13 protein-coding genes are annotated in these 17,510 nt (G+C 72.7%); 8 read left to right on the top strand and 5 right to left on the bottom strand.

The features are described from left to right. Window positions 1-102: 102 nt before the first annotated feature. Window positions 103-1,746 (top strand): MFS transporter, encoded by a 1,644-nt coding sequence (locus QT196_RS09145; RefSeq protein ID WP_168478431.1) that lies wholly within the window; start codon window positions 103-105, stop codon window positions 1,744-1,746. Window positions 1,747-1,881: 135 nt separating this feature from the next. Further along, window positions 1,882-3,078 (top strand): acyl-CoA dehydrogenase family protein, encoded by a 1,197-nt coding sequence (locus QT196_RS09140; RefSeq protein WP_168478430.1) that lies wholly within the window; start codon window positions 1,882-1,884, stop codon window positions 3,076-3,078. A gap of 105 nt (window positions 3,079-3,183) precedes the next feature. Here QT196_RS09140 and QT196_RS09135 read toward each other — a convergent pair whose 3' ends face one another. Further along, window positions 3,184-3,633 carry a cell division protein SepF gene (locus tag QT196_RS09135; RefSeq protein WP_168478429.1) on the bottom strand — a complete coding sequence of 150 codons (450 nt, stop codon included), beginning with the start codon at window positions 3,631-3,633 and terminating at the stop codon, window positions 3,184-3,186. Between the two features lie 833 nt (window positions 3,634-4,466). Between QT196_RS09135 and QT196_RS09130 the strand changes: the two genes are divergently transcribed. The 3 genes from QT196_RS09130 to QT196_RS09120 all read left to right on the top strand — a co-directional run bounded on the left by QT196_RS09130 (window position 4,467) and on the right by QT196_RS09120 (window position 8,052). Further along, complete coding sequence (locus QT196_RS09130) at window positions 4,467-5,375, top strand: S1 family peptidase (RefSeq protein ID WP_266735732.1); 909 nt, start codon at window positions 4,467-4,469, stop codon at window positions 5,373-5,375. Window positions 5,376-5,602: 227 nt separating this feature from the next. After that, a complete protein-coding gene (locus QT196_RS09125) occupies window positions 5,603-6,523 on the top strand; it encodes a slipin family protein (protein ID WP_168478427.1) in 921 nt (306 codons plus the stop codon). 452 nt (window positions 6,524-6,975) lie between these two features. Beyond that, window positions 6,976-8,052: a S1 family peptidase gene (locus QT196_RS09120; protein WP_168478426.1), complete on the top strand. Its 1,077-nt coding sequence runs from the start codon at window positions 6,976-6,978 to the stop codon at window positions 8,050-8,052. Window positions 8,053-8,139: 87 nt separating this feature from the next. Here the strand turns inward: QT196_RS09120 and QT196_RS09115 are convergent, their stop codons facing one another. From QT196_RS09115 to QT196_RS09105, 3 genes are all read right to left on the bottom strand, one after another. Then, a complete protein-coding gene (locus QT196_RS09115; protein WP_290354723.1) occupies window positions 8,140-8,967 on the bottom strand; it encodes a metallophosphoesterase family protein in 828 nt (275 codons plus the stop codon). Between the two features lie 90 nt (window positions 8,968-9,057). Next, complete coding sequence (locus QT196_RS09110; RefSeq protein ID WP_085924260.1) at window positions 9,058-9,498, bottom strand: subtilase-type protease inhibitor; 441 nt, start codon at window positions 9,496-9,498, stop codon at window positions 9,058-9,060. A 369-nt stretch (window positions 9,499-9,867) separates the two neighbouring features. Then, window positions 9,868-10,572: a TetR family transcriptional regulator gene (locus QT196_RS09105; RefSeq protein ID WP_266735740.1), complete on the bottom strand. Its 705-nt coding sequence runs from the start codon at window positions 10,570-10,572 to the stop codon at window positions 9,868-9,870. Window positions 10,573-10,679: 107 nt separating this feature from the next. On the opposite strand from QT196_RS09105, the gene QT196_RS09100 reads away from it, so the two are divergent. After that, complete coding sequence (locus QT196_RS09100; protein ID WP_290354722.1) at window positions 10,680-11,450, top strand: SDR family oxidoreductase; 771 nt, start codon at window positions 10,680-10,682, stop codon at window positions 11,448-11,450. A gap of 91 nt (window positions 11,451-11,541) precedes the next feature. Here QT196_RS09100 and QT196_RS09095 read toward each other — a convergent pair whose 3' ends face one another. Next, on the bottom strand, window positions 11,542-12,576 hold the full coding sequence (locus QT196_RS09095; RefSeq protein WP_290354721.1) for a DUF3533 domain-containing protein: 1,035 nt from the start codon (window positions 12,574-12,576) through the stop codon (window positions 11,542-11,544). A 219-nt stretch (window positions 12,577-12,795) separates the two neighbouring features. Here QT196_RS09095 and QT196_RS09090 point away from each other — a divergent pair, with 219 nt between their 5' ends. Then, the gene (locus tag QT196_RS09090; RefSeq protein WP_290354720.1) at window positions 12,796-16,398 is read left to right on the top strand and encodes a DNA polymerase III subunit alpha; all 3,603 of its coding nucleotides are present in this window, start codon (window positions 12,796-12,798) and stop codon (window positions 16,396-16,398) included. Continuing rightward, window positions 16,395-17,501 (top strand): hypothetical protein, encoded by a 1,107-nt coding sequence (locus QT196_RS09085; protein WP_290354719.1) that lies wholly within the window; start codon window positions 16,395-16,397, stop codon window positions 17,499-17,501. The genes QT196_RS09090 and QT196_RS09085 overlap by 4 nt, the downstream gene beginning before the upstream one ends. Window positions 17,502-17,510: the final 9 nt, after the last annotated feature.

Genomic DNA, 17,510 nt, shown 5'->3' with positions numbered 1-17,510 from the left:
ACTCGCGTAGTCTGAGCGTCTTAACTCGCCCGTGCCGCCGGTTCGCCCGGGGCGTTTTCGCGCCCTGTTCCGTGGCCGCGAGAGCATGACTGGAGGTGCTGCATGTCCGGGACGACCGCGTCCGGCAGTGGACGGACGGCTGGTGTTCCCCGGCTTTCACGTGGTGGTGCGAACCGCTGGACCGTGCTGATCGTGCTCTGCGTCAGCCTGCTCTTCGTCGCGCTGGACACCACGATCCTCTACGTCGCCGTGCCCTCGGTCACCGAGGACCTGCGACCGGGACCCGTCGAGCTCCTCTGGATCGTCGACGTCTATCCGCTGATCGCGGCCTCCCTGCTGATCCTCTTCGGCACCCTCGGCGACCGCGTCGGCCGCCGCCGCGTCCTCCTTCTCGGCTACGGCCTCTTCGGCCTGGCCTCGGCCGCCGCCGCCCTCGCGCCCAATCCGCAGATCCTGATGGTCGCCCGCGCCCTGCTCGGCATCGGCGGCGCCATGATCATGCCGGCCACGCTGTCGATCCTGCGGCAGGTCTTCCCCGACCGGCGCGAGCGCGCGGTCGCGATCGGTGTGTGGAGCGCGGTGGCCGCGGTCGGTGCCGCGGTCGGCCCGGTCCTCGGCGGCTTCCTTGTCGAGAACTTCTGGTGGGGCTCGGTCTTCCTCATCAACATCCCGATGATGGCCGCGATGCTGCTGATAGGGCGGTGGCTGCTGCCGGAGTCACGCGGTGAGCGCAACGGCCCCTGGGACGTGATCGGTGCGATCGTCGCGGCGCTCGGTGTGCTGGGGATCGTCCTCGGCGTGAAGCGGATCGGCAGCGGTGCGGCCGTGGTGGGCCCGACCACGCTGCTGCCCATCGTCCTCGGCGTCCTGCTGCTGGTCCTCTTCGTCCGCCGCCAGCGCCGCCGCAAGGACCCGCTGATCGATGTGCGGCTGTTCGCCCGGCCCGCGTTCGGCACCTCCGTCGCCTGCATCGTGCTGGCCATGCTCGCCCTGGTGGGCCTTCAGCTGATCGCCGTTCAGTACCTCCAGCTCGTCCTCGGACTGAGCCCGCTGCAGACCGGACTGCGGATGCTGCCGCTGGTCTTCGCCGCGATGGCCGCCGGCCTCACCGGCTCGAAGATGCTTCAGGTCCTGGGCCCGCGCGCGATGGTCTCCCTCGGCTTCGTGCTGACGGCCGTCGCGGTGCTCTGTCTGACCGCGATGAGCGCTCAGGACCGCCCCTGGCTGCTGTCCCTGGGCTTCGTGCTGCTCGGCTTCGGCTTCCAGTCCACGCTGTTCGGCGCCTACGAGTCGATGCTCAGCGAGGCGCCCGCCGAACAGTCCGGCGGCGCCGCCGCGATCGGCGAGACCTCCTACCAGCTCGGCGCCGGTATCGGTGTCGCCCTGCTCGGCAGCGTCATGAACGCCGCCTACGCCCCGGGCCTGAACCACGTCGACGGCGTCCCCGCACGGGCCTCCGCCTCGGCGGCGCACTCCCTCGGCGAGGCCTACAAGGTCGCCGCCGGTATGGGCGGAGCCGCCCGCGCCGCCCTGCGGGAGGCCGCCCGGGACTCCTTCGTCCGCGGGCTGCACGTCACCCTCGTCGCCAGCGCCGTGCTGCTGCTGGTCGGCGCGGGGATCGCACTGCGGCTGCCGCGCCGGGCGGCGGACTCCACGGAGCGTGCGGAGGCGGACGGTGAGCCCGCCCCGGGTGAGGGCGCCGGCCGCGACAGCAGCGAGCCCGCCCCGGCGAGCTCCGGCCGCTGACCCCGGCTCCTCCCGGGCGTCCCTGCCCCGCCGCGCGGCGGTGACCCTTGCCGCGCGGCACCGCGGCCCGTACCGTCGGAAGCGCAAATAACTACCACTGCTAGTTTTTCGCGCCGATCCGCCGGAGGCCCCGCCATGTCCGCACCGCCGTCCTCGACGCTTCCGCCGTTCGACCCCAGCGACCCCCTGGGCCTCGACGATCTGCTGACCGACGAGGACCGCGCCGTACGGGACACCGTCCGCCGGTGGGCCGCCGACCGGGTGCTGCCGCAGATCGCCGACTGGTACGAGCGCGGCGAACTCCCCGGCATCCGCGAACTCGCCCGTGAGCTCGGCTCCCTCGGCGCGCTCGGGATGTCCCTGACCGGCTACGGCTGCGCGGGCGCCTCCGCCGTCCAGTACGGTCTGGCCTGCCTGGAGCTGGAGGCCGCCGACTCCGGTATCCGCTCGCTGGTCTCCGTCCAGGGCTCGCTCGCCATGTACGCGATCTGGCGCTTCGGCTCCGAGGAGCAGAAGCAGCGGTGGCTGCCCGGCATGGCGGCCGGCGAGATCATCGGCTGCTTCGGCCTGACCGAGCCCGACCACGGCTCCGACCCCGCCGCGATGCGGACGTACGCCAAGCGCGACGGCGGGGACTGGGTGCTCAACGGGCGCAAGATGTGGATCACCAATGGCTCGGTCGCCGGTGTCGCGGTCGTCTGGGCGCAGACGGACGACGGCATCCGCGGCTTCGTGGTCCCCACCGACAGCCCCGGGTTCTCGGCCCCCGAGATCACCCATAAGTGGTCCCTGCGTGCCTCGGTGACCAGCGAACTCGTCATGGACGACGTGCGGCTGCCGGCCGACGCGGTGCTCCCCGAGGTCACCGGACTGCGCGGCCCCCTCGGCTGTCTCAGCCACGCCCGCTACGGCATCGTCTGGGGCTCCATGGGAGCCGCGCGCGCCAGCTTCGAGGCGGCGCTGGACTACGCGAAGACGCGGGAACAGTTCGGCAAGCCGATCGGCGGCTTCCAGCTCACCCAGGCCAAGCTCGCCGACATGGCGGTCGAACTGCACAAGGGGATCCTGCTGGCCCATCATCTGGGGCAGCGGATGGACGCGGGGCGGCTGCGCCCCGAGCAGATCAGCTTCGGCAAGCTGAACAACGTACGGGAGGCGATCGAGATCTGCCGCACGGCCCGGACGATTCTCGGTGCCAACGGGATCTCGCTGGAGTACCCCGTCATGCGGCATGCGACCAACCTCGAATCGGTGCTCACCTATGAGGGCACCGTCGAGATGCACCAGCTGGTGCTGGGCAAGGCGCTCACCGGCCTGGACGCCTTCCGGTGAGCGGCCTCGCCCGCTGAGCGGGGCTCTGCCTCAGCCGGGGGCCGGCGCGCCGGTGGCTGCCGCCGCGGGCCCCCGGACCTCCGTCCGGACACCCGGGGGCCGGGCTCAACTCTGGTTGAAGAAGCCGCCGTTGCGATGACCGCGGGCCTCCCCGCTGACCACCCTGTAGTCGGCGGGGGTCAGCAGGAACACACGGGTGGCGACCCGCTCGATCGAACCGCGCAGACCGAACGTCAGGCCGGCCGCGAAGTCCACCACCCTCTTGGCGTCGGAGGAGTCCATGGCCGTCAGATTGACGATCACCGGCACGCCGTCCCGGAACAGTTCGCCGATGCCGCGGGCGTCCCGGAAGCTCTCCGGGGAGACCGTGGCGATGCGGGTGCCCTGGTCCTGGGCGGCCTCGTCGGCCACTCGGATCCGGGGGTCGGTGACCCAGGGGCTGTCGCCCGAGTCACCGGCATCGGGTCCCTCGGCGTAGTCGTCGTCGTAGTAGCGCTCGTCATCACTGTCGTCGACGAGGCCAAGCCAGGCACTCGCCTTGCGCACCGATCCCATTGACGCCTCCTCTCACCCGCGGTCTCTGCGTGTCCGCCCCTATCGTCGTTCATGAGGCGGAGGGTGTGCCAAGTGGATAGCCGCCGCACGGGGGGTTCGTGACACATCTGGTGCAAAGAGGGTGGCGCAGCATCAGCTTACGCGCCCCGTAAGGAAACTGACAGTACGACGAACATCACGGTCGGTACTCTATCGGGTGAGCGGGGCCGGTGCGGGCAAGAAAACGGAGCTGACCCGCGGGTCGGTTCGTGCACGGGACCAGGGCAAATGCCAATGGACTCGGCGGAGGGCCACGGGATAGCCCGATGATCGGGAGACTGGCCCATCGGAGGGGTGTTGACGCGGCGGCGGATTCCGACCTGTGTCCACCGGACCCGCTTCCCTCGAAAGTTGAGCGGGCCGATTGTCCGACGATGGCAGCCGGAGCGCGGCATTCCGGGTGGGTTTCGCGCCCCCCGGCCGGGGGGTCGGGCGCATCATTCGCGCCACGTTCGCCGCCTCCCCGGATCGCGGCACCGAGGAGGGGGCGCGGGCGGGGCGGAACCGTATCGTCCGCTGGTCCGTCCCATCCGCGACCGAGGGGGTCAGCGCCGCCCCGGCAGCCGTCAATGTGGCTGCCGGGGCGGAGTTTTGAGGGTGGCGGGGAGGGTGCGGCCGGGTGCCGGGCGGGAGGCATTGGTGCGGACCTCTTGCGCTGCGGGGGTGGTGCGCCCGAGACTCCGCTCAGCGCTTGTCAGGGGCACGCCGAAAATGAACGTGCGGATTCTTGCGTGCCCTTTGGCTGCGCCTCACCGGCCGCCCACCGGCGGCCCCCGATCCCCTCGGAGGAATCAGTGAGGAACGAGCGCACCACCCCCCGCAGCGGCGTGGCGAGACGCACCCGGCTGATCGCCGTGGCGTCCGGACTGGTGGCCGTCGGTGCCATCGCCATCCCTGACGCCCACGCACAGAACCCCGCTCCCGCACCGAAGTTCAGCGCCGCCCAGCTCTCCGCCGCCGGGAACGCGGTACGCGCCGCGGATGTCCCCGGCACTGCCTGGCGGGTCGACAGCGCGACCCGCACCCTGGTCGTCACCGCCGACCGCACGGTCTCCCGGGCGGAGATCGCCAAGATCGAGCGGGCCGCGGGCAGCAACGCCGACGCGGTCCGCATCGACCGCATCGCGGGCACCTTCCGCAAGTTCATCTCCGGCGGCGACGCCATCTACGCACCCAGCTGGCGCTGCTCGCTCGGCTTCAACGTCCGCAGCGGCAGCACCTATTACTTCCTGACGGCCGGTCACTGCACCGACGGCAACCCGCCCTGGTACACCAACTCCTCGCACACCACGAGCATCGGCCCGACCGCCGGCTCCAGCTTCCCCGGCAACGACTACGGCATCGTGAAGTACACGAACTCCTCCGTGGCCCACGCCGGCATGGTCGGCAGCCAGGACATCACCAGCGCCGGCACCCCGGGCGTCGGCCAGTCGGTCACCCGCCGGGGCTCCACCACCGGCACCCACAGTGGCAAGGTCACCGCGCTGAACGCCACCGTGAACTACGGCGGCGGCGACATCGTCTCCGGCCTCATCCAGACCACGGTCTGTGCCGAGCCCGGCGACAGCGGGGGTCCCCTCTACTCCGGGACCAAGGCACTCGGGCTCACCTCCGGTGGCAGCGGTGACTGCACCTCCGGCGGCACCACGTTCTTCCAGCCGGTCACCGAGGCGCTGAGCGCGTACGGCGTGAGCGTCTACTGACGCCGGCCGCCTGAGTCCGTACGGCCCGGGTCGCGCGGCCCCGGGTCCGTACGGCGGGAACCCCGCACGAACGCCGGACCCGGCTCCGGCGGTATGACGGCCCCCGTCCGCCGGCGGACGGGGGCCCGGCCGTGTCCGCCCCTGAGCCTCGACCGTCCCTCCGGGCCGGGCATACCATGGTAAACAGTGCGATTCAGACGCGTACGGCACATGTTCAGGGAGCCGTGATGGTCGGAGAACTGGTGACGGCCGGGGTGGCGCTGGCCTGCACGGGCACGGTGTATCTCATGGCGGCGGCGCGGGTGGTCAAGCAGTACGAACGCGGTGTGGTGCTGCGGCTGGGGCGGCTGCTCTCGGACGTGCGCGAGCCGGGGTTCACCATGATCGTTCCGATCGTCGACCGGATGCGCAAGGTCAATATGCAGATCGTCACGATGCCGGTGCCCGCCCAGGAGGGCATCACCCGCGACAACGTCACGGTGCGGGTCGACGCGGTCGTCTATTTCAAGGTCGTGGACGCCGCCGACGCGGTCATCCGGGTCGAGGACTACCGCTTCGCGGTCTCCCAGATGGCGCAGACCTCACTGCGGTCGATCATCGGCAAGAGCGAGCTGGACGATCTGCTGTCGAACCGCGAGAAGCTCAATCAGGGCCTGGAGCTGATGATGGACAGTCCGGCCATTGGCTGGGGGGTGACCGTCGACCGGGTAGAGATCAAGGATGTCTCGCTGCCGGAGACGATGAAGCGGTCGATGGCCCGCCAGGCGGAGGCCACCCGTGACCGGCGGGCCCGGGTGATCAACGCGGACGCCGAGCTCCAGGCGTCGCGGAAGCTGGCCGAGGCGGCCGCGGCGATGTCCGACCAGCCCGCGGCGCTGCAACTGCGACTGCTCCAGACCGTGGTGGCGGTCGCCGCCGAGAAGAATTCCACCCTTGTCCTGCCTTTCCCGGTCGAACTGCTGCGGTTCCTGGAGCGCTCCGGGCTCCAGGCCCAGGCGGAGACCGCGGCCGCCGAGGCGGAGCGGGACGGCGTGCAGCGGCCTGCCCCGGCGGCGCCCCGGCCGTCGCGTACGACCGTTGAGCACGGTGCGGAGGTCGCCCTGCCGCCGGAGCTGGCGGACCTCCCGCCGGTGGAGGACCTCCCGTAGGAAGCCCTCGCGCATGAGGCTCTGAGGCGGGCGCAGGCTGCCTTTCCGATGTGCCACTGAATGCCGTATGTACCCCTTGGTGCGGGTATATACGGCGTTTTCGATGCGCCGGGGGGCGGTTCCGGGCCGGTGTTTTCCGGCCAGCTATAGTCCTCACACGTTGCCGTCCGCCGCGCGTTTCGCGTGTCCGCTGATGTCCGCACTCGGCCGAGGTGCACGGATATCGGTGTGTCCTTCGTGTGGCGAAGTGGTGAACTCCCGCAGGTAAGACCGGAACTCGGTCTTGTGCGCGAGTGAGGCGGATGGGAATACTCGGCTCCACCTTGGCATGGACGCGACTCCCCGAGCCGCCGCTTCTCGGGGCGGACCCGTGCCAGTCCTGATCCCCTCACTCCACGGGCCCGGGCGACTCCCCACGGTTTCCGGGCTCTTCCCCCACGGGAGGCCCTGAGTTGCAGCACCGACGCATACCCAACCGGCGCGCCGTCATAGCGGGCGCCGGAGCGCTCGCCCTCGCCGCCACCGCCACCGTCACCCTCGCCAACGCCAACGCGTCCCAGGCCCCCACCCCCAAGCCGACGCTCGCCAAGCTGACCTCGGCTGCGGCGAGCACGCTCGCCTCGCACCTCAAGACGGACACCGCCGGTGCCTTCTATGACGCCAAGGCCAAGAAGCTCGTGGTCAACGTCGTGAACCAGGCGGCGGCCAAGGCCGTACGGGCGAAGGGGGCGGAAGCCAGACTCGTCGAGCACACCTTCGCCCAGCTCGACTCGGCCCGGCAGACGCTGAAGTCGAAGGCGACCATCCCCGGCACGTCCTGGGGCATCGACCCGCAGAGCAACAAGGTCGTGGTGACCGCCGACCGCACGGTCAAGGGCACCAAGCTGGACCGGCTCACCAAGGTCGCCAACAGCCTCGGTGACAAGGTCGAGGTCCGCCACAGCAAGGGGCAGTTCAAACCCTTCATCGGCGGCGGCGACGCGATCTGGGGGAGCGGTGCCCGCTGCTCGCTCGGCTTCAACGTCGTCAAGGACGGCCAGCCGCACTTCCTGACGGCCGGCCACTGCGGCAACGAGATCAAGAGCTGGTCCGACAAGCAGGGCGGCTCGGCGATCGCCACCACCGAGGACTCCAAGTTCCCCGGTGACGACTACTCGCTCGCCAAGTACACCGGCGACACCGCGCACCCGAGCGAGGTCGACCTCTACAACGGCAGCACCCAGAAGATCACCAAGGCCGCGGAGGCCACCGTCGGCGAGAAGGTGCAGCGCAGCGGCAGCACCACCCAGGTGCACGACGGCACCGTCAAGGCGCTGAACGCCAGCGTCAACTACCAGGAGGGCACGGTCGAGGGTCTGATCCAGACTGATGTCTGTGCCGAGCCCGGCGACAGCGGCGGCGCGCTGTTCGACGGCGAGTCCGCCCTCGGTCTCACCTCCGGCGGCAGCGGCGACTGCTCCAACGGCGGCGAAACCTTCTTCCAGCCGGTCACCGAGGCCCTGAAGGCCTACGGCGCGGAAATCGGCTGACCCACCGGCACACCCCGCAGCAGCCCGGCGCACGGTGCCGGGCCCCGGATCCGCTCGTCGCCCGGGGCCGGCACCGTCCCGCGGCGCTCAGCCGTCCGTGCCCGGGGCGGTGTTCCGGCCGTCGCCCGGCCCGAACGCCGCCAGTGCCTCCTCGGCGGAACACCGGGCCCGGACATAGGTATCCGCCCACGCGGCCGCCGACGGAGAGTCCGATTCCCGGGCGATCCGGGCGCAGGCCGCCTCGTGATCGAAGGCCGTATGCCGCAGCGTGACCGCTCCGCCGCCCGGCCCCAGCAGCGCCCAGTGGGCGCCCGGCCGGCCGTATGGCATGCCGATGCTCCCCGGGTTGACCACCAGCCGCCCGTGGGTGAACCGGACGAACGGCATATGGGTGTGCCCGCAGACCACCGTGCGGACGGCATCGGGCACCCCGGCCAGCACCTCCGCCCAGCGCTCCGGCCGGGAGTCGACCAGCGCGATCTCGGTGTCGTCGCGCGGGGTGGCATGACAGAAGAGGACCGGCCCGAGCCCGGCCACCTCCAGCGTCACGGTGGCGGGCAGCGAGCCCAGGAACTCCCGCTCGTCCGGGCCGAGTTGACCTGCCGCCCAGGCGTCCATCGGATCTCCCGGTTCGTTCCCCGGCCGGGCGGCGGCCATCTCACGGTCGGCGTTGCCGCTGATCCACACCGCCCGGTCGCCGAGGGCGCGCAGCCGCGCCAGGGTCTGGCGGGGGAGCGGCCCGGCGAGCAGATCACCGGTCAGCACGATGCGGTCGGCGGCGCGGACATCCGGTTCGGCGAGCACCGCCTCCAGCGCCGGCAGCACGGCATGGATGTCGGAGAGCACGGCGACGCCCGCGCCGTACGGGCGAACGGAGTTGGGGGCGGAGCCGGGGGCGGAGTCGGGAGCGGTCATGCGCTGACCCTAGGCGCCGTCCACGCCCCACCCCATGCGAAATCCCCGGGCACCGCGTCCGGTGCCCGGGGATCTGACGCGATGTTCCGGTCAGAAGTCGAAGACCGCGCCGATGCCGTCGGCCATCGCGCAGGAGTTGGCGAAGGTGTAGGTGTACGAGACCCGCTTGCCCTGCCACACGCCGTCGGCGGTGACCACGAAGGGGTTCCATTCCCTGGTGCACAGCCGGTCGGACGGGGCAGTGGTCACCGCGTTGAAGTCACCGGCCACCGTGCGCAGTTCGGCGCAGGCGGCTTTCGGGTTCGGGTGGCTGCCGGTCGCCCCCGGCATACAGCTGAGCGTCACGGCGCGCTGCACCGTGGCGGTCGCGCGGCTTTCGCCCTGGCCGGCCGTCAGCACCAGTGCCGTGGGGGCGTAGAGCCCGCCGGTCCGCGTGGGCTGCGCCGGTGCGGCGACAGCGTGCGCGGTGGTGGCGAGCGTGCCCAGGACCAGTGCCGCGCCGAGCGCGACCGCCCCAGTGATGTACCGCATGACGAACACTCCCTTGCTCGAAGGTGCAGATACCGGACGGGAGTCTGGCCCAACCGCACCCCGAAAGCATCCCGAGTGGGCAAGGAGCGATCACTTTGAGTCGTTAGATGAAAGCTGAGAGTAATGGCGTGAACCGGCCGGAGGCGGTACCGGACGGCCGGGGTGAAGCGGGGTGCGGCCAGCGGGGATGCCGCTGCCGGTATGCCCCGGGCAATGGGTGATCGGCCACGGAACGACGGAATCCGGCCGCCGACCGGTCGTTCGGGCGGGGTTGGATCTCCGGCGATTGGCCGAAGAGGGGGGCCGGAGGGTCCCTCCGTGCTGCCCGGGGCGCCCGGAGAGGTAAGAACCGGCCGCCCGCGGGTCGCCTTACCGGCCCCGGGTCTCCGCGTTTTCCCGCCCGTTCCCCATGTATGCCCGGCTCGGTGCAACCAGTTCCGGCAGTCCCGCCGTGAGCGCCCGCAGGGCCGGCACCACCAGTGCGCCCGGCCCCCGCGGCCCGTCCGGCGCCGCATCTCCCGCCGCCCACTCCTCCACCGCGATCCGCATCGCGGTGTTCGCGGCGGCCGCGGCCAGCCGCACCGCCCACGGGTCCGCACCGGTCAGCCGCGCCAGGACCGGCCGCAGCGCCTCCTCGGAGTCGTGATGGACCCGGTGCCAGACCGTGCGCAGCGCCGGATCGTCCGGCATCGCCCGCAGCAGCCCGCGGGTCCGGCGCAGTGCCTCGGCGGCCGGTTCGTCGGCGGGGGTCAGGGCCCGGTGGGCCGCCCGCTCCAGCACCTCGCGTACGGGGAGGGTTTCCGGGTCCGCCGGCGGCGCGGCCAGATCGTCGAGCCACTCCCGCACCCCGTTGGCCAGCAGCGGGACCACCGCGTCCTCCTTGGTGCGGAAGTAGCGGTAGAAGGTGCGCAGCGCGACCCCGGAGGTGCGGGCGATCTCCTCGGCGGTGACGGCGGCGCCGCGCTCCGTGAACAGGGCCGCCGCGGTACGGGCGATCTCCAGCTGGGTCTCGGCCTTGCGCCGCTCGGTGAGCGAGGGGCGGGGCGGCGGGGTGGAGCGGGGTGCGGTCGGCATGGGTTCAGTGTAGGGAGTGTGTGTCAGGGTGGCACGGCAGGCGCGAGTGGCATGAAGTGCCACTTGCGGGTTAGCGTGCCCGGGTACTTCGAGAACGGAGCTGGACCATGCATCGCTTTGACGGACGCCGCGTACTGATCACCGGAGCCGGCTCGGGCATCGGACAGGCGACGGTCCACCGGATCCTCGCCGAGGGCGGCCGGGTGGTGGCGGCGGATGTCGACGCCGCGGGCCTGCGGATCACCGCCGACCGGGCCGCCGCGGAGGGCACCGACGGCCGGCTGGAGACCGTGGTGCTGGACGTGGCCGACGAGGCGGCGGTCCGGGCGGGCGTCGCCTCGGCGGTGGCCGCCCTCGGCGGGCTGGACGTGCTGGTCAACGCGGCCGGCATCCTGCGCGCCGCACACACCCACGAGACCGGCCTGGACCTCTTCAACCAGGTCCTCACGATCAATCTGACCGGCACCTTCCTGATGATCCGTGAGTCGCTGCCCGCGCTCCTGGAGGGCGAGGCGCCGGTCGTGGTCAACTTCAGCTCCACATCGGCCTCGTTCGCGCACCCGTACATGTCGGCGTACGCGGCGAGCAAGGGCGGCATCCAGTCCATGACGCACGCCATCGCGAGCGAGTACAGCAAGCAGGGGCTGCGCGCGGTGTGTGTGGCGCCGGGCTCCATCGCCAGCGGCATGACCAGCGGCCCGGTGCCGGGGCTGCCGGAGGACGCCGACATGACCCTGTTCACCAAGCTCTTCCCGGCCATCGGGGAGGGCTTCGCCGGCCCGGAGACGGTCGCCGGGGTCATCGCGATGCTCGCCTCGCGGGACGGTGCGTTCATCACCGGCACAGAGATACGGATCGACGGCGGCACGCATATGTGAGCCAGGGGTGGGGGCCGGGCCGGGTGCCCGGTCGGGCTCAGCTGCCCGCCGGGCGCGGTTGCTCAGGCGCTGCGCCGGCCGGCGGGGAGGGTCATGACGGGTTCTCGCCCTTCTTGCGGAAGATCGACAGAGCCAGGGTGAGCAGGGCGCCGCCCACCGCCCAGGCGGCGAGCACCAGGAGCGGGCCAGTGATCGCGTGGCCGCGGAAGTAGGCGAGGGAGCGTGCCGTCCAGGTGCCCGCGCCCGGTGGAAGGGCGGGGCCGATGGCGCGCCAGAACGGGGGCAGCAGTGGATAGGGGTAGGCGCCGCCCGCGCTCGGGTTGCCGAGGATGACGATCAGCAGGATCGCCAGGCCGATGCCGAGGATGCCCAGCAGGGCCTGGCAGGCCAGGGTGGTGGCGCCCACCGCGAAGACGGTCAGGGCGCCCAGCCCCCACAGCCCGAGGAAGGTGCCGGGCAGGGCGCCGAGGACCGGTCCGACGATGATCGCCCCGGCTAGTCCGGCGGCGAGCGCGTAGACGGTGAGCGCGGCCAGCCGGATGACCGCCCGGTGTCCGTTCGAGGGGCGCGCCCCGGCGCTGATCGCGAGGATCGCGGCGCACAGATAGCCGCCGACGCACCAGCCGACGACGAGGTAGAAGGACGACAGGCTGCGGCTGTCGCCCGCGGCGGCGGGGGCCACGTCGACCGTGCGTACGGTGCGGTGCCGGGCCTTCTCGGCCGAGCGGACGACCAGTTCGACCGCCTGGGCGAGGGATGCGCCGCCCCCGCTGGCCACCAGCAGCCGGTCGGTGCTCCCGCGGGGGTTGACGATCAGTGCGCCGTCGATGGTCCGGTCCGCGAGCTGCTGCCGGGCGGCCCGTTCGGAGGGCAGCGCGCGCGGGTCCAGAGGAGAGCCCGGCAGCCGGTCCAGTTTGCCCACCAGTTGCGTCCTGGCCTGCGCGGGGGCGACGACGCCGAGCGGTACATCGGCCGGTGCGGGGTGGTGGAAGGCGCCGGTGTACGACGTGATGAACGCGATCACCAGCCCCAGGACGCCGAGCACCAGCAGCGAGGCATGCGGCGTCACCGCGCTCTTCACCTCCCCGAGGAAGGTGGTGCGGGTGCCGTCGTCCGTCGTGGCCATGACTCGCTCCTCGCCGCACTTCGGCTGCCGGTCCGGTGCTTTTGCTCCCTTATCTTCCGGTTGGCGGCAAAGGGGCGCAGATCGGTGGGGCTGATCGGCGGATCGTGACCGGCCTCCCGGCATGTCTTCGTACGAATGTTCGATACGCGGGTTATGGTGGAGAGGAGGAACGGGGGACGCAAGGTCAGCCGGGGGGCGGATGAGGTGCAGGAGGTGCGGATGCCCGGGTTCACGCATCTGCACACCGCTTCGGGGTTCTCCCTGCGCTACGGCGCCTCCCATCCGGAGCGGCTCGCCGAGCGCGCCGCCGAACGCGGTATGGACGCCCTCGCACTGACCGACCGGGACGGGCTCTCCGGGGCCGTACGGTTCGCCAAGGCCGCGGCCGAAGCCGGTGTCCGCCCGCTGTTCGGCAGCGAACTCGCCGTGGCGGAGCGCGCGTCGGCGCCCACGCCCACCGCGCGCCGCCGCACCCCGGTGCGCGGCGGCGCCTTCCTCGACGAGTCCGCCGCCCGTGCCGTCTTCCTGGCCCGGGACGGCGCGGCCGGCTGGGCTGCCCTGTGCCGGCTGGTCTCGGCCGCCCACGCCGGGCAGGGGGAGCAGCCCGTCCTCCCGTGGAGTGCCCTGGAGGCCGCCACGGACGGGCTGACCGTGCTGCTCGGGCCGGACTCCGAGGTCGGCCGGGCGCTGGCGGCCGGCCGACCGGACCGTGCCGCGCGGCTCCTCGGCCCCTGGCATGAGCTGTACGGCGAGGCGCTGCGCCTGGAGGTCGTCGACCACGGCCGGCCCGGCAGCGGCCCCGGCTCCCCGCGGCTGGCCGCCCGTACCCTCGGCTTCGCCGTCGACCAGGGCCTCCGCGCCGTCCTGACCAACGCGGTCCGCTATGCCGACCCCGGCCAGGGCCCGGTCGCCGATGTCCTGGACTCCGCCCGCCGGCTGGTGCCGGTGGACCGGCACCGGCCCGAGGCCTGGGACAGCGGGGAGCGCTGGCTCAAGGACGGCGCCACGATGAGCCACACCGCCGAGCGGATCGCCGAGGCGGCCGGTTTCCGGCGCGGCCTGGCCCACCGGCTGCTCGCCATGACCGAGGAGGCCGCCGGGGAGTGCCTGGTCGATCCGCAGGACGACATCGGGCTCGGCCGGATCCACTTCCCCGAGCCGCGGCTGGTCGGCGCGGAGCACCGCACCGCCGCCCGGGTACTGCGCTCGCGCTGCGCCGCCGGGATGGTGCTGCGCGGTTACGACCACGACCGTGAACGCTGGGCGCGGCTGCACGGCGAGCTGCGCACGATCGAACGGCTCGGCTACCCTTCATACTTCCTGACGGTCGCTCAGGTCGTGGACGACATACGGGAGATGGGCATCCGGGTCGCGGCCCGCGGGTCCGGCGCCGGCTCCCTGGTCAACCACCTCCTGGGCATCGCACACGCCGATCCGGTCGAGCACGGGCTGCTGATGGAGCGTTTTCTGTCCGAGCGGCGGGCGGCGCTGCCGGATATCGATATCGACGTGGAGTCCGCCCGGCGGCTGGAGGTCTACCGCGCGATCTTCGACCGGTTCGGTGCGGAGCGGGTCGCCACCGTCTCGATGCCCGAGACCTATCGCGTCCGGCACGCCGTACGGGACGTGGGCGCCGCCCTGGGCATGGACCCGGCGCGGGTGGACCGGCTGGCCAAGGCCTTCCCGCACATCCGTGCCCGGGACGCCCGGGCCGCGCTGGCCGAGCTGCCGGAGCTGCGCGGGGTGCGGGAGGCCGGCGGCGAGCAGCTGTGGCCGCTGGTCGAGGCGCTGGACGCACTGCCGCGCGGTATCGCCATGCACCCGTGCGGGGTGCTGCTCTCCGACGCCACGCTGCTGGACCGTACGCCGGTCGTCCCGACCAGCGGCGAGGGCTTCGCCATGTCGCAGTTCGACAAGGACGACGTGGAGGAGATGGGCCTGCTCAAGCTCGATGTGCTGGGCGTGCGGATGCAGTCCGCGATGGCGCATGCGGTCGCCGAGATCGGCCGGGCCACCGGGCGCCGGATCGATCTCGACGACCCCGCACAGGTGCCGCCGGGAGACCCCGCCACCTACGACCTGATCCGTTCGACCGAGACGCTCGGCTGCTTCCAGATCGAGTCGCCGGGCCAGCGCGATTTGGTCGGCCGGTTGCAGCCCGCCACCTTCCACGACCTGGTCGTCGACATCTCCCTCTTCCGTCCCGGGCCGGTCGCCGCCGATATGGTGCGGCCCTTCATCGAGGCCCGGCACGGCCGCAAGGCGATCCGCTATCCGCACCCCGACCTGGAGGAACCGCTGCGCGAGACCTATGGGGTGGTGGTGTTCCACGAGCAGATCATCGAGCTGCTGCGGATCATGACGGGCTGCGGGCGGGACGAGGCCGACGAGAAGCGGCGGGCGCTGTCGCATCCGGAGCTCCAGGGCCGGGTGCGCGCCTGGTTCGCGCAGCGCGCCGAGCGGCGCGGGTACGCACCCGAAGTGATCGCGCGTACCTGGGAGATCGTCGAGGCCTTCGGCTCGTACGGCTTCTGCAAGGCGCATGCGGTGGCCTTCGCGGTGCCCACCTACCAGTCCGCCTGGCTCAAGGCGCACCATCCCGCGGCCTTCTACGCCGGGCTGCTCACCCATGACCCGGGGATGTATCCGAAGCGGCTGCTGCTCGCGGACGCGCGGCGGCGCGGGGTGCCGGTGCTGCCGCTGGATGTGAACCGGTCGGCGGTCGCTCACCGAATCGAACTGGCGTCCGGTGCGGCTTCCCGTGGCGACGGCCCGGAGGACTCCGCGGTCTGGGGCCTGCGGCTCGCGCTCTCCGATGTGCACGGGATGAGCGAGGCCGAGGCGCAGCGGATCGAGGCCGGGCAGCCCTACCACTCGCTACCGGACCTGTGGCAGCGGGCCAGGCCGGGCCGCCCGGTGGCCGAACGCCTCGCCCGGGTGGGCGCGTTGGACGCCTTCGGGGCGAACCGGCGGGACCTGCTGCTGTACCTCGCCGAGCTGCACCACCGCGGCCGCCAGGCGCCCGGCGGTCAGCTGACGCTGCCCGGCCGGGCCCTCGACGGCGCGGACGCGGAACCGGTCGATCCGGTCGAGCCGGCCGGGCTGCCCGACCTCAGCGAGGTCGAACGGCTCAGCGCCGAGCTGGGCGTCCTCGGTATGGACGCCTCCCGTCATCTGATGGCCGACCACCGGGAGTTCCTCGCGGAGCTGGGCGCGCTGCCGGCCCGGCTGCTGCGCGACGCCCGGCACGGTGAGACGGTGCTGGTCGCCGGGGCCAAGGCGGCCACCCAGACACCGCCGATCCGCTCCGGCCGCCGGGTCATCTTCACCACCCTGGACGACAGCACCGGACTGGTCGACTGTGCCTTCTTCGACGACAGCCATGCGGCCTGTGCGCACACGATCTTCCACTCCTGGCTGCTGCTGGTACGCGGCACGGTCCAGCGGCGCGGTCCGCGCAGCCTCAGCGTGGTCGGCGCCGCCGCCTGGAACCTCGCCGAGCTGGCCGAACTGCGCCGCGAGGGCGGGCTGGAGGCGGTCGCCGCCCGGCTCGCGGAGGTGCCGGACGCGGGGGCGGCCGAGGCGGGTGCGGTGTCGGCCGAGGCGGACGCCCCGTCGGCGGAGCCGGGCCAGGGTCCGGGCCAGGGACGTGGCCAGGAGCCCGGGACGGACCAGGAGCCCGAGCCGGCCGCCGCCCCGGGCCGCACCATCCGGCTGACGACCGGCTACGAGCTGCACCCGTGGGCCGACCTCCAGCCCCCCGGCGAACGCGCCGCCACCGGACGCAAGCTGTGGCACTCCAGCCCGGGGAGCGCGGGATGACCCCCGCGCCGAGGCCGCCCGCCGCACCGCCGGATCCGCCCGGCGCCCCGCGGCAGCCGGGCATGCTCCACGTACGGTTCCGGACCGTCGACGGCACCCCCGTGAGCGCCGGATGCTTCGAACAACTGCTGGGGCTGCTGGCGCAGTTCACCCCGGTGATCGAGGCGCTGCCGCCGGACGCCGCGCTGGCGGATGTGCGCGGTGCGCTGCGCTACTTCGACCGGGACGCGACGGGCCTCGCCGAACTCGTGCGGCTGCGTGCGCTGGCCTGGCACGGCGTACGGTGCACGATCGGGATCGGCGCCAACCCGCTGCTCGCCCGGATGGCGGCCCAGGGGGCGGCGCCCGGGGAGATCCGGGCCGTCCCCGAGGGCGCCCCGGCCGTCGCCGCGTTCCTCGACCGCCGCCCGGTCTCGGCACTGCACGGTGTCGGCCCGGCGACCGCGCGCGCCCTGTGTGCGTACGGGCTCGACAGCGTCGGCCGGATCGCCGCCGCCCCGCCCGCGACCCTCCAGCGGATCCTCGGCGCCAGGATGGGCCGGATCGTGTACGAACGGGCCCGCGGTATCGACCCGACGCCGGTGACGCCCAACGCCGCGGCCCGCTCGATGGGCGCCGAACACCGCTTCGGCCACGACGAGTTGGACCCGGCCAGGCGCCGCCGGGCGCTGCTCTCGCTCGCCGACGGCCTCGGTGCCCGGATGCGCGCGAGCGGGCAGGCGGCCCGCGTGCTCACCCTCACCGTCCGCTACGCCGACCGCTCCACCACCACCCGCACCCGGCGGCTGGACGGGCCGACCGCGCACGGTCCCGCGCTGACCGAGGCGGCCTATGCGCTGCACGCCGCGCTCGGACTTCAGCGGGCGCGGGTACGCTCCGTGGCACTGCGCGCGGAAGACCTCTGCCGCGCCGAACGCGCCGCACGTCAGCTGACCTTCGACCCGTCCGACGACAAGGCACACCGCATCGAGGCCGCCGTGGACCGCGCCAGAGCACGCTTCGGCACCGCGAGCGTCCGCCCCGCCGCAACCCTCGGCCAGGCGGGCCGGACCCCACCGCCGCCGGGCACGAAGCCTCTCGGGCCCGGGGTCAACCGGCCGTAGCTTGCCGCC

It is taken from the genome of Streptomyces sp. P9-2B-2 (genome assembly GCF_030406865.1).
In the GTDB taxonomy this organism is placed as follows: Bacteria; Actinomycetota; Actinomycetes; order Streptomycetales; family Streptomycetaceae; genus Streptomyces; species Streptomyces platensis.
Note: the sequence above shows the minus strand (reverse complement) of the source record. Positions and strands in the feature narration are given on the sequence as shown.